This is a genomic window from Oscillochloris sp. ZM17-4 (genome assembly GCF_019599295.1).
GTDB lineage: Bacteria > Chloroflexota > Chloroflexia > Chloroflexales > Chloroflexaceae > Oscillochloris.
The window spans coordinates 13,419-26,107 of sequence record NZ_JAIEWN010000059.1 but is presented as its reverse complement, the minus strand read 5'-3'; the positions used below and the strand labels follow the sequence as shown (position 1 = coordinate 26,107).

Annotated in this window: 9 protein-coding genes and 3 pseudogenes; 2 read left to right on the top strand and 10 right to left on the bottom strand. The window is 67.9% G+C overall.

Translation table 11 applies throughout. The annotated features are described in order from the left end of the window. From K2Z83_RS25250 to K2Z83_RS25240, 3 genes and pseudogenes are all read right to left on the bottom strand, one after another. Nucleotides 1-357 (bottom strand): annotated as a pseudogene (locus tag K2Z83_RS25250) (hypothetical protein); the annotation flags it as partial. 13 nt (nucleotides 358-370) lie between these two features. Further along, the gene (gene alaS, locus K2Z83_RS25245) at nucleotides 371-3,103 is read right to left on the bottom strand and encodes an alanine--tRNA ligase (protein WP_220597943.1); all 2,733 of its coding nucleotides are present in this window, start codon (nucleotides 3,101-3,103) and stop codon (nucleotides 371-373) included. 127 nt (nucleotides 3,104-3,230) lie between these two features. Next, nucleotides 3,231-4,601, bottom strand: a complete 1,371-nt coding sequence (locus tag K2Z83_RS25240) for a DUF58 domain-containing protein (protein ID WP_255604498.1) — start codon at nucleotides 4,599-4,601, stop codon at nucleotides 3,231-3,233. Between the two features lie 241 nt (nucleotides 4,602-4,842). On the opposite strand from K2Z83_RS25240, the gene K2Z83_RS25235 reads away from it, so the two are divergent. Further along, nucleotides 4,843-5,178 carry a DUF952 domain-containing protein gene (locus K2Z83_RS25235; protein ID WP_220597942.1) on the top strand — a complete coding sequence of 112 codons (336 nt, stop codon included), beginning with the start codon at nucleotides 4,843-4,845 and terminating at the stop codon, nucleotides 5,176-5,178. Here K2Z83_RS25235 and K2Z83_RS25230 read toward each other — a convergent pair. The 7 genes and pseudogenes from K2Z83_RS25230 to K2Z83_RS25205 form a co-directional block, all read right to left on the bottom strand. Next, complete coding sequence (locus K2Z83_RS25230; RefSeq protein ID WP_220597941.1) at nucleotides 5,153-6,040, bottom strand: DUF1350 family protein; 888 nt, start codon at nucleotides 6,038-6,040, stop codon at nucleotides 5,153-5,155. The genes K2Z83_RS25235 and K2Z83_RS25230 overlap by 26 nt on opposite strands. Before the next feature lie 111 nt (nucleotides 6,041-6,151). Beyond that, entirely contained in the window at nucleotides 6,152-6,466 is a 315-nt protein-coding gene (locus K2Z83_RS29460) for a His/Gly/Thr/Pro-type tRNA ligase C-terminal domain-containing protein (RefSeq protein WP_255604500.1), read from the bottom strand. Nucleotides 6,467-6,535: 69 nt separating this feature from the next. Further along, nucleotides 6,536-6,772 (bottom strand): annotated as a pseudogene (locus tag K2Z83_RS29455) (ATP phosphoribosyltransferase regulatory subunit); the annotation flags it as partial. A gap of 89 nt (nucleotides 6,773-6,861) precedes the next feature. Beyond that, nucleotides 6,862-7,146, bottom strand: a pseudogene (locus tag K2Z83_RS29450) (ABC transporter permease subunit); the annotation flags it as partial. 605 nt (nucleotides 7,147-7,751) lie between these two features. Beyond that, the gene (locus K2Z83_RS25215) at nucleotides 7,752-8,879 is read right to left on the bottom strand and encodes a carbohydrate ABC transporter permease (protein ID WP_220597940.1); all 1,128 of its coding nucleotides are present in this window, start codon (nucleotides 8,877-8,879) and stop codon (nucleotides 7,752-7,754) included. 105 nt (nucleotides 8,880-8,984) lie between these two features. After that, complete coding sequence (locus tag K2Z83_RS25210) at nucleotides 8,985-10,490, bottom strand: ABC transporter substrate-binding protein (protein WP_220597939.1); 1,506 nt, start codon at nucleotides 10,488-10,490, stop codon at nucleotides 8,985-8,987. Between the two features lie 253 nt (nucleotides 10,491-10,743). Then, nucleotides 10,744-11,751 (bottom strand): LacI family DNA-binding transcriptional regulator, encoded by a 1,008-nt coding sequence (locus K2Z83_RS25205; RefSeq protein ID WP_220597938.1) that lies wholly within the window; start codon nucleotides 11,749-11,751, stop codon nucleotides 10,744-10,746. Nucleotides 11,752-11,944: 193 nt separating this feature from the next. Here K2Z83_RS25205 and K2Z83_RS25200 point away from each other — a divergent pair. After that, nucleotides 11,945-12,689: glycosyltransferase family 4 protein (locus K2Z83_RS25200; protein ID WP_220597937.1), on the top strand; the 745-nt coding region annotated here is incomplete at its 3' end.

Here is a 12,689-nt window from a genome sequence, read left to right as displayed (position 1 = left end):
GGGGGGCGGCGTTGGGGCCACCACATGGGCGTCGCGCACCTGCATCGTCTCGATCCCGGCCAGCCGGGCCGCCCGCAGCGTCTGCGGGTCCGAGCTGATCAGGGTGAGCTCTACCCTACCGCGCGCCGCCAGGGCGTGCAATCGCTCCAGCTGCGCCTGCTGCTGTAGGCCGGGCACCCCGTCGGGCACGAGCAGCTGCGCCTGGAGCGTCCCCGACTGACCGATCTTCTTCAGCAGCGTGTCGGCGGTGTCGTCCGGCAGCGCGAGGATCAGGGCGGTTGTATCGGCGACCATGCCTTCCCCTCCGGGGAATGTTGAATGCTGAATGCTGAATGTTGGGCATTCAACATTCAGCATTCAACATTCAACATTACTTCTTCTGCTCCGCCACCAGCGCGGGCGCGCGGGCGATCGCGTCGGCCAGCTTGCCCAGATCGCGTCCGCCGGCCTGGGCCATCTCGGGTCTCCCGCCGCCGCCGCCGCCCACAATCTGGGCCAGCGCCTTCACCAGATTCCCGGCGTGGTAGCCCTGCTTCACCAGGTCGGGCGTGACCATCGTGAGGATCTGGGGCTTATCGCCGATCGCCGCGCCGAGCACGACCACGCCGCTGCCCAGCTTATCGCGCAGCCAGTCGCCCATCTCGCGCAGGCGGTTGGTGTCCTCGGCCTGCACCTCGGCGGCCAGGATGGGCGCCGGGCCGGAGCGATCAACCGTGTCGAGCAGGCCCTCGATCGAGGCGCGGGCCAGCTTGCCGCGCAGGGCGTCGAGCTCCTGCTGGCGCTGCTTGCCCTCGCCGATCAGCAGCTCGACCCGCTCGGCCACCTGGGATGTCGGCACGCCGAGTCGCGCGGCCAGGTCGCGCAGAAGCTCGGCCTGCTGCTCGGCCCACTGCTCGGCGCCGCGGCCGGTCAGCGCCTCGATGCGGCGCACGCCGCTGCCAACGCTGCTCTCGCCCACCACCCGCACGTAGCCGATCTCGCCGGTGCGCCCGACGTGCGTGCCGCCGCAGAGCTCGCGCGAGTCGCGGGTGGAGAAGGGGGCAGGTGGCGGGCTCTGCGGCCCGTCCCCTGTTCCCTGTCCCCTATCCCCTATCCCCTGTCCCCTGTCAATCGTCACCAGCCGCACCCTATCGCCGTACTTCTCGCCGAAGAGCGCGATCGCGCCGGCGTCGATCGCCGACTGGTAGTCCATCACATCCCAGGAGACCGCGCCGTCGGCGCGCACCCAGGCGTTCAGTCGGCTCTCGATCTCGCGCAGCTGGGCCGGCTCGACCGCGCGGTTGTGGGTGAAGTCGAAGCGCAGCCGGTCGGGGGCGACCAGCGAGCCGGCCTGGGCCGCGTGCTCGCCGACCACATCGCGCAGGGCGCGCTGGAGCATGTGGGTCGCCGTGTGGTTGCGCTCGACATCCGCGCGGCGAGCGGCGTCCACCTCGGCGCGCACGGGCTCGCCGGCGGAGACGACGCCGGACTCGACCACGCCATAGTGGACGGTCAGGCCCGGCGCGGGGCGCTGGGTATCCTCGACGCGCACGGCGCCGGCGGGGCCGTAGAGGTGGCCGCTGTCGCCGACCTGGCCGCCGCTCTCGGCGTAGAAGGGCGTGCGGTCGAGGACGACCTGCACCTGCGCGCCGGCCGCCGCGCCGCTCACATCGTCGCCGTGGGCCACCAGGGCCAGGATCGTCCCGCTGGCGGCGGTGGCCGTGTAGCCGAGGAACTCGGTGCTCGGCAGGCCCTTATCGGCCCAGAGGTCGGCGTCGCCGCCGCGCTTAAACTGGGCGGCCGCCCGCGAGCGCCCGCGCTGCTCGGCCATGGCCGCCTCGTAGCCGGCCTCGTCCACCGGCAGCCCGGCGTCGGCGGCGATGCGCTGGGTCAGGTCGAGCGGGAAGCCGTAGGTGTCCTTGAGCACGAAGGCGTCCGCGCCGGGGACGGCCGCGCCGCCGGAGGCCTGCACCTGCGCGATGATCGTGTTCAGCCGCGAGATGCCGCCGGCGAGCGTCTTGAGGAACTGCTGCTCCTCGGCGTCGGCCGACTCGAGGATGAACGCGCGCCGGTCGACCAGCTGCGGGTAGGCGTGGCCCATCTCATCGATCACCGTGGCGATCACCTCGGCCATAAAGGGCCGGGTGAAGCCGATGCTGCGGCCCTGGTAGGTCGCCCGCCGCAGGATGCGCCGCAGCACGTAGGAGCGGCCGTTGTTGCCGGGCAGCACGCCGTCGGCGATCAGGAAGGCGATCGCCCGGCTGTGGTCGGCGATGGCGCGGTACTGGGCGAAGTGCGCCCGGTAGTGGGCCTCGTCACTGCCCAGGGCCGCGATCACCGTGTTGATGATCGGCACGAAGACATCGGTCTCATAGGTGCTGTGGACGCCCTGCAGCGCCATGGCCATGCGCTCAAGGCCCATGCCGGTGTCCACCGAGGGCTTGGGCAGCGGCTTCATGGTCGCCCGCTCGTACTGCATGAACACATTGTTCCAGATCTCGACATAGTCGGGGTCGTCGCTGTTCACGCCCTCGGCGCGCATCTTCGCGAGGTCGTCCCCGATATAGATTGTGATCTCGGAGCAGGGGCCGCAGGGGCCGGTGTCGCCCATGACCCAGAAGTTATCCTTGCGGCCGAAGCGCAGGACGCGCGAGGGGTCGGCGCCCTGGGCGACCCAGAGCCGCTCGGCCTCCTCATCGGCGGGCACCTCATCGTCGCCGGCGAACACCGTGAACCAGAGCCGCTCGACGGGGAGCTGGAACTCCTCGGTCAGCAGCTTCCAGGACATGGCGATCGCCTCGGCCTTGAAGTAGTCGCCGAAGGAGAAGTTGCCCAGCATCTCGAAGAAGGTCTGGTGCCGCGGCGACGGCCCGACCTCCTCAAGGTCGTTGTGCTTGCCCGAGACGCGCAGGCACTTCTGGGCGGTGGTGGCCCGGGTGTAGGGGCGCTGCTCGTGGCCGAGGAAGACATCCTTGAAGGGCACCATGCCCGAGTTGACAAACAGGAGGGTCGGGTCGTCGGCCACAACCAGCGAGGTGCTGGGGACGATCGTGTGGCCGTGACGCTCGAAGAACCGGAGGTATTTCTCGCGGATCTGCGCCGCGCTGAGCTTCTGGGTGGTCATCTGAGAGGGCCTGTTCGGTTAACGGGTTACATGCGAATATGCGCGCAATGATAGCACGCTACGACAAGCGGTGTCAAACATTAATGCCGGGGTTTACCGGCCAGAGCGCAGGTCGGTCGGTCTCCGCTCAGCGCCCCCCGGCGCCCGAATCCTGCCCCCCGTCGAAGCTCAGCGGCGTGGTGAGGGCGGCGGCGAGCGAGTCGCCCTGGCGCAGGCGGTAGATCGGCACGCGCAGCTCGGCCACCCGGCGCAGCGTCGGCTCGGGGTCATACCAGCCGCCGAAGCTCTGCGGGTCCACGAAGAGCACGGCGGCGCGCACGCCGCGGTAGATATGCTGCTGGAGCGCGCCGACCCAGCGCTCGTCGACCGAGGAGGTGATGATCAGCAGGGTGCAGTTGCGCCCGAAGCGCTGGCTCTCGGCGAGCAGCACCTCGGCCAGGGACTGGGGGCTGTGGGCGCGCAGCACGGCCAGGGCCTCTAGAATCTTGAAGAGCTGGCGCGACTCGCGCTCGGCGGGGATGACCTCGCGGTGCTGCCCCCAGGCCACCATGCCGACGATCCGGTTCTGCGCGAGCAGGGTGCGGGCCAGCGAGGCCGCCGCCATCACCGCGTACTCCTCGGTGCTCTCCAGCACCTGGGCCGGGCCGGGCCGCTCGGTCGGCTGTCGGTCCCACCAGGGCGCCGCGCTGCGCTCGTCCTCCTCGGCCCTCCCGCGACGCGCGGCCCGCGCGTCGCGCACCACCGCCCGCTCCTGCATGTCCAGCACCAGGTAGATGTCGGCCGAGGGGTCGAGCTCAAACTCCTTGACCATCAGCTGGCCGGTGCGCGCCGTGCTGCGCCAGTGGATGCGGTTGAAGCTGTCGCCCGGCACATACTCGCGCACCGTAGCCACATTCGGCGTCACATTGAAGGTGCGGGCGCGGGTGGACTGGCCGCCGGGCAGCTCGGCGCTGGGCAGCTTAAAGCTCGGCAGGTCCACCATCTGCGGGTAGACGACGATCTCGTTGGTGGATGTCACCGTGCGCGAGAGCCGCACGATGCCGAAGGGGTCGCCGCTGATCAGGGTGGCCGGGCCGAGCCGGAAGCGCCCGCGCATGGTGCAGAGGGTGCGGGCCAGCCAGCGGCCGCGCTGGCGGCCGCCCAGGTAGGTGACGAAGCCGGCGCCGTGCTGGGGCAGCTCCGACTCGTCGCGCATCTCGATCCAGAGCTTGGGGATGCGCCAGCGGTTGCGGATGCTGATCCGCTCGCGGGCGAACTCGCCCACGTTGGCCCGCAGGGTCAGCGTCTCGCGCTCGACAAGCAGCCCGCGCAGGTTCAGCCAGGCCCACAGCGCCGAGAGCGCGAGCAGCCCGAGCAGCAGGTAGCTCAGGTGGAAGAACAGGCGCAGCCCGGTGCCCTGGGCCGCCAGGAAGCAGAGCCCGCTCAGCAGGAGGACGGTGAGTGGTCGGAGCATAATGCTGAATGCTGAATGTTTAATGGTGAATGATACATTCACCATTAAACATTGCCCTCACCGCCGTGTCAAGCGCCGCCCCGTGCTATACAGGGCTTCTGCAACGTCACCTCCCGGTGGGGGTGCGGGGGCGGCTTCGCCGCCCCCGCAGTAGTTTTGTATTGGGTTTGGGCGGCGAAGCCGCCCAAACCCAATACAAAACCGGGTCTGGGGCGAAGCCCCAGGACTTTGTAGAAGCCCTACCGTGCTATACTCTGCCCGAGAGGCCTGCTATCGGGAGATGATGATGATCTACCACATCGCCGCCCGCGCCGACTGGGATGCCGCCCAGGCCGCCGGCCAGTACACGGCCGACAGCCTGGCCACAGAGGGCTTCATCCACTGCTCGACGGCGGCGCAGGTGCTGGGCACGGCGGCGCGCTTTTTCGCCGGGCGTCAGGACCTGCTGCTGCTGGAGATCGACCCCAGCCGGCTCGCCGCCGAGCTGCGCTACGAGGAGGGTGAGCCGGGGGTGCGCTTCCCGCACCTCTACGGCCCGCTGGAGCTATCCGCCGTCGTCGCCGCCCGCGCCTTCGCCCCCGACGAGGGCGGGCGCTTTAGCCTGCCGCCGGGGCTGAGCTAGCAGCCACCTGGCGACGCCGGATCCCTGCGACCCGCCGCCCGCCCAGATCGGCGAGCAGCTCCAGGGCGGCTCGCTCCAGCTCGGCGGGCGGCGCCGCCGGCAGCAGGCCGATCTGCGGATCGACCTCCAGCACCACGTCGGCGAGGCGCACGCCGAGCGGGACCAGGTGCCCGCCCGCGAGCTCGCGGTGGAGCAGGGTGCCATCCTGGCGACCGCGCAGCGTCTGGATGAACCAGGGCACATCGTTCTTCTCGGGCGATCCGGAGGCGTTGCCGGCGACCGTGTCGCCCGCAAAGGAGATCAGGGCCGTCAGGTGGAACAGCTCGTCCTCAACGATCAGGCGCTGGGTCTCGGCGCGGGTCGGGCGCACGCCCAGGCCGAGGGAGTCGAGGATCTGCGGCAGCACAGGTAGCGGCAGGGCCGCGGCGGTGTCGCCGATATCGGGGGCCATCAGCAGCGACGGCTCGTCGATGATCCCGCGGCGCGCGGTGGCCTTGCTGCGGCCGGGCGGCAGATACAGGCCGCTGGCCGGATCGGTGTAGGCCTCCAGCAGGGCGATGAACTTGCAGCCCAGGCTGTGCCCGACCCAGAAGTGCGGCACATCGTCGATCTCGGGCAGCTTCTCGCGCACCTGGTCGCGCTCAGCCAGCAGCGACTCGGCGACCGCGACGTGGTTGAAGCTGAACTCGAAGGGCACGGCGATGATCGTGTAGCCTGCGGCGAAGAGGTTCTCTAGGAAGTAGTCATAGGTGGTCGCCGGGATCAGGCCGAAGAACTGGCCGCCGTAGAACTCCACCACCCCGATCGGCTTCGGGTGACGGGCGACCAGGCTGTGGGCGATTCGCTCATAGTGTGGCGTCATGCTCGCTCCTCACTGGTTTTGGCCAAAACAACAAGAAATTTGTGCCTATCTGTTGCCAGCAACAACACTGCGCACGGTGAGGGTGTGGGAGAGCGAAGCTCTCCCACACCCTCACCGTGCGATCGCGGCGAGCGCCTCGGCGCGGGGCACGGCCCGCTGCCCGCCGCCGCGCAGGTCCTTCACCACCACCTCGCCGCGGGCGATCTCGTCGGGGCCGAGGACGAGGGCGTAGCGCACGCCCTTGCGGTCGGCGTCCTTGAGCTGCTTGCCCAGGCCGCCGCTATCGAGGCTGATCAGGGTGTTCACCCCGCCCGCCCGCAGCTCGCGGGCCAGCTCCAGGCTTGCCGCCGCCTGCTCGGGGCCGAAGACGGTGACGTAGGCGACGGCGGTGGTGGCCGGGCGCGGGCCGATCTCCAGCTCCTCCATCACATCGTGGAGCCGGTCGATGCCGAAGGCCAGGCCGACGGTGGGGATGGGACGGCCGGCGAACTGGCCGACCAGCTCGTCGTAGCGGCCGCCGCCGAGCAGCGAGCCCTCGGGCCAGTGCGGCGTGATCGTCTCGAAGACCAGCCCGGTGTAGTAGGAGAGGCCGCGTGCCAGGCGCGGGGCCACCTTGTAGCGCTCGGCGGGCACGCCCATCTGGCCGAGGCCGGCGATGATCGCGCGCAGGTTCTCGATGGCGGCCATCGCCCGCTCGTCCCCGGCCAGCCGCTCGGCGAGCGCCGCCAGCACATCGGCGGGCGCGCCCTCGATCTGGACCAGCTCAGGTAGTCGTTCCAGACCCAGAGGAACTGGAAGATGGCGAAGGAGGCCAGGGCCGGCATCGAGAGCGGCAGGATCAGCTGGGTGAAGATCGTAAAGTGCGAGGCTCCGTCGATGAAGGCCGACTCCAGGATGTCGCGCGGGAGCTGGCTGACATAGTTGTAGAGCAGGTAGATCGCCAGCGGCAGGCCGAAGCCGGTGTGGGCCAGCCAGACCGCCAGGTAGGTGCCGTTCAGCTTGAGGCTGACGTAGTCGCGCAGGATGGGGATGAGCGCCACCTGGAGCGGCACCACCAGCAGGGCCACGACCAGCGAGAAGAGCAGGAAGCGACCGGGGAAGCGCATCCAGGCGAAGCCGTAGGCGGCGAAGGCCGCGATCAGGATGGGGATGACCGTTGCCGGGATGGCCACCGTGAGCGAGTTGATCAGCGCGCCCGAGAGGTCGTCGCCCTGGATGGTGCGCTCGCTGCCGTCAGCGTTCTTGATCACAACCTGCTTGCCGGTCAGCACCGTCGCATAGTTCTCAGTGGTGAAGTTCGTGTTGACCGCCCACGTCCCGGCCTGGATGGCCAGCAGGCGACCGCGGCGGTTCTCCCAGGTGGCCTGTCGGCCGTCGGGCAGCTTCACGCCCAGGGCGATGTCGTCGACGGAGTAGGAGCCGCCGCCGAGCTCGGGCGGGAAGACGATCGGCTGGCGCAGGTCGATCTCCTTGTCCAGCTGGAAGGTCTCGACCGTCTTATACTCCTGGTGCGGCAGCACCGTCCACCAGCCCGAGGATGAGATATCGTCGCGCAGGCGGAACGAGGAGATCAGCAGGCCCAGGGTCGGGATCGTCCAGGCGATGCAGATGATCGCCAGCACCGTGTTGACGATAATCTTACCGATCAGCTGCTGGCGCTTGGCGCTGGCCTTGCTGGCGCTGGCGGTGGATGGGGCGGTGATAGCGGCCATCAAAACACCTCCTGCTTGTTCAGCTGACGCAGATTGTAGACCATCACCGGGATGACGGCGATCAGCAGCACGATCGCGATCGCCGAGCCGCGGCCGTTGTCGTTGGCCGTGAAGAGCTTGCGGTAGAACTCCACCGCGATCACGTTGGTGCCATACTGGCCGCCGGTCATGACGATCACCACATCGAAGATCTTCAGCGTGAGGATGAGGATCGTCGTGGTGACGGTGACCAGGGTGCCCTGGATGGCCGGCACCATAATCTGGAAGAAGATCGTGACCTCTTTGGCCCCATCGACGCGGGCGGCCTCCAGGATATCCTCGGGGATGCCCTTGATCGCCGCCGAGAAGATCACCATGGCGAAGCCGGTCTGCATCCATACTAGGATGGCGATCAGGAAGAAGTTATTCCAGGGCTGCACCAGGCTCGTCCATGCCTGGGGCTGGCCGCCGAAGCCGGAGACGATCGCGTTGAGCAGACCAATCTGAGGCTGGCCGGGCGGCGAGAAGTAGTAGATGAAGCGCCAGATCACGCCCGCGCCGACGAAGGAGATCGCCATCGGCAGGAAGATCAGCGACTTGGCGACCGACTCGAAGTTGCTGCGGTCGGCGAGGACGGCGATCAGCAGGCCGAAGATCACGCAGCCGGCGGTGCCGAAGATCATCCAGAGCAGGTTGTTCTGGAAGGCCGTGAGCATGGTGCGCTCGGTGAAGGCGGCCACATAGTTGGACAGGCCCACAAACTGGGTCGAGTCATTATTGAAGAAGCTAAAGTAGAATGTGCGCAGCGTGGGTAAAAAGAGGAACCAGCCCAGGAGCAGCACAGCCGGCCCAACAAAGACAAAGGGGGTCAGCTGACGCCGCGCAGCCACTGGCAGCTGCTCTACCGTAAAATTTGCCGAGAAGAAGACGGCGGCGGCGCCGCCGACGCCCCAGACGATCGCGAAGATGCCGGTCAGCAGCTTCGGCATGCTATTATCGCGCTGGGTGGCGCGCAGAAAGTCGAAGCCCCACCAGAGGGCGGCGAACAGCGCGACGAGCAGCAGCAGGGCCAGCGCCAGGCGGCCGACATTCATCTCATCGTGCTCAGACGCAGCACGCTGCCGCGCATCCACATCAGTTGTTTGCATACTACGCTCCATTGCGATACGACAGTTCCGCCGGTGCTGCGCTCCAGGCCCAGCTTTTTCCCGCTGGGTGGCGGCGAGGCCACCACCCAGCGGAAAAAATTCACGCTACTGCGGCCAGGCCGCGTCGATCTCTTTCATCGCCTCGTCGAGAGTGATCGTCCCAGCGACGTAGGCCGTCATGCCGGACCAGAAGGAGCCGGCGCCAACCTGGCCGGGCATCAGGTCGGAGGCGTCGAAGCGCACGCTGCTGGCGTCGAGGATGATCTTGGCCACGCCGCGGTCAACCTCGTTGGTGTACCAGTCGAGGCTCGAGTCGGCCTGGGGCGAGATCGCGCCGCCCGACTTGATCCAGTTCTCCACCGAGAGGCCGCTGGAGAAGAAGGACAGCACCGCGCGCACCTCGGGCCGGTCGTTGAAGGCGGCCATCAGGTCGCCGGCGACCAGCACCGGCTTGCCGTACTGCGGGTCGATCGGCGGCATGTAGAAGAAGTCGTAGTCCACGCCAGCCTTGGCCGTCTCGGGGAAGAAGCTGGTGATGAAGTTGCCCTGGTGGTGCAGCCAGCAGCCGGGCGGGTTATCGAACATCGGCTTGGGCGCGTCGCCGAAGTTGGTGGTGACGATCGAGGCGCGGCCGCCGAGCACGTAGTTATCCTTGAACCAGAGGTCCGACATGACCTGGGCGGCGTTCTTCACCTCAGGCGAGTCAAACTTCAGCTCGCCCGTGACCCACTTGTCGTAGTTCTCAAGCGAGGTCGTGCGCAGCATGATCTCTTCCATCCAGTCGGTGGCGGCCCAGCCGGTGGCGGCGCCCGACTCGATGCCGATGCACCAGGGCGAGTCGCCGTCGGCGACGATCTGGTCGCTCAGGGCGAGCATCTCGTCCCAGGTGGTCGGGATGGTGTAGCCGGCCTCATCGAAGGCCTTCTTGGGGTACCAGATCAGGCTCTTGGCGTTCACACGCTGCCAGACGCCGGCGGTGATCGGGCCGCTTGGCCCCTCGATCTGGGCCATGTCGAGCCAGCTCTGGTTGTAGTTCTTCTTCAGCCAGTCGGCGCTGATGAACTGGCTGGCATCGACGACCTTGCCGGTCTTGACGAAGGTGGCCAGCAGGCCGGGCTGGGGGAAGTCGACGATGTCGGGCGGGTTGCCGCCGTCGACGGCGATCTTGATGCTGGCCTCAAACTCCTTGGAGCCGGCGTACTGGATGGTGATGCCAGTGGCCTCCTCGAAGGACTTCATGGCGTCAGCGAACTTCACCGCGTCGGCGTCGACGAAGGGGCCGGTCATGGTGACCGTGGTGCCCTTCAGCTTGCCGGCGAGGGCGTCGTCGAGCTCCTGGCTAATGCCGGCGAGCCCGGCGGCGTTGAGCGCGCCGCTGGCGGCGGGGGCCTCGGCGGTGGGCTCAGCCATCGCCTCGGTCGGCTCGGCGGTGGGCTCAGCCATCGCCTCGGTCGGTGCCTCAGTGGCGGCCATCGCCTCGGTGGGCGCGGCGGCGGCCTCGGTCGGCGCCGCCGGGGCGGCGGTCGGCGCGGCGGCCGGCTGACCGCCGCAGGCGGCGATCATGGAGCTGACCATCACAAGCAGGATGGCGAGCGAGAACTTGCGAAGCATTGAGTGTCCTCCATCATTGGTACACATAGGCTAACGGTGCCGATAGGAAGATACAGATTGCAGATTGTAGATTGCAGATTGAGCGCATTGACATATGCTTTGCCACCGCAACCTGGAACGCACATCTGAATCTTTACACTAGTAGAAATCTGCGCGATCAGCGCCACATAATCTCGATCACCCCCTTTCGATTGCAGATTACAGATTGCAGATTAGATCGGACAATCTGCAATCTGCAATCTGCAATCTACAATCACATTGGCGCGGTAGTGCCGCGTGCCACCAGCTCGATCGGCAGCACCTGCGATGGCGGATCCGGCGGCTCGCCGCCGATCAGGCCCAGCAGGATCTCGACGCCACGCTGCCCGCTCATGAACAGCGGCTGGCGCACGGTGGTCAGTCCGAGGTACTCGGCCACATCAATATCGTCAAAGCCGATGACAGAGAGATCTTCAGGGACGCGCAGCTGGAGATCGCGGGAGGCCTCAAGCACACCCATGGCCTGCGTATCGCTGGCAGCAAAGATCGCAGTCGGTGGCTCAGGGAGCTGTAGCAACTCCCGTGCCAGCAGGCGCGCCTCGGAGCGGCCATGCACCCCGTAGCGCTGATACTCGGGCCGCAGGGTGGCGTCGGCGGCGTCAAGAGCCTTCAGGTAGCCGAGCTGCCGGTGGCGGCTGCTGGTAAAGTTGAAATCCTGCACCTCCGCCTCAGAGTCGCCCAGAAAGCCAATCCGCCGGTGCCCACGATCGAGCAGATGGCGCACCGCAAGCTCGCCCCCGTAGATATCATCAATGCACACGCCGTACATCCCCTCGGCGGACGTATCGATCAGGCCCACCGGTACGCCCGCATCGCGCAGGAGCTGCACCTCGCCCGCACGCGGCGTGAGCGAGATGATCAGCGCTCCGTCGGAGCGGTCGTGGCGCGAGACATCATGAAGGCAGGCGTCGCGCCGCGCGGACGTCTCGACATTAAAGACAACCAGGCTGTAGCCGTTGGCGTGGAGCGCCGACTCGATGCCGCGCAGTCGCTCGACCACCGAGGGCCGGGTGAAGAAGGGGGCGATCACCGAGACGGTGAGCGTCTTCCCTGACGAGAAGCTGCGGGCGATCTGGCTTGGGGAATAGCGAAGCTCGGCGATCGCGTCGAGGACACGCGTGCGCGTGGCCGGGCTCACCAGGGGGCTGTCGTTCAGCACACGTGAGACGGTGCCGAGACCAACACCCGCCAGGCGCGCCACATCGCGAATCGTCGCAGCCATCACACCTCCTTGTGTGCTGTCTTCGTCTGCCTGAGTACATTCGTAATCTTGGAACTGGTTCCATAGTAGCAGAGAATCGCCGGCTGTCAAGCACATCACTGAGGCACTGAGGCACTGAGGCACTGAGGCACTCATACCTCACTACCTCAGTGCCTCAGTGCCTCAGTGATGCTCTGTGGTAAAATTGCCGCCCATGAGCACACCGCCCGCCAAAACGATCCGCGTCGCCATGCTCGCCCGCGTCGTCTACCCGCTCCACGGGTTCGGCGGGATCGAGCGCCACGTCGGCCACCTCGTCACCCACCTGGGGCGCCTGGGCGTGGCCGGGACGCTGTACGTCCAGCCGCCGCCCGACGGCCACCGCCCGACGGCCGCCGAGATCCCGGCCCTGGCGGGCGGGCGCTGGTCGCTGGCCACCCTGCGCTACGACCGCACCTCGCCGCTGCTCCCGCCCAACGGCATCCTCGGCCGGCAGATCAACTACCCCTGGTACAGCTGGCAGCTGGGCGTCACCGCCGCCGCCGCCGCGCGCCGCGGTGCCTTCGACGTGGTCCACAGCCAGGGCCTCTGCGCCAGCGGCTACGCCGCCATCCGCACGCGCGACCCGCTGCTGCGCCGCATCCCCTTCGTGGCCAACCCCCACGGCATGGAGGAGTTCCGCACCCCCGACTGGCGCAAGTGGCTGGCCTACGCGCCCTTCCGCGCGCTCTACGCCTACGGCCACCGCGCGGCCGACCGGGCGATCGCCACAGACGCCTGCACCAAAGATGATCTCCCGCGCTACCTGGGGGTTGAGCCGGCGCGGGTGGCGGTGGTGCCCTCGGCGATCGATGTGGACGAGTGCCTCGGCTTCGTGCGCGATGACCTGCGGGCCGCGCTGCGCGCGCGCCTCGGGCTGGGCGAGGCCGGCCCGGCCCTGCTCAGCGTGGGCCGGCTGG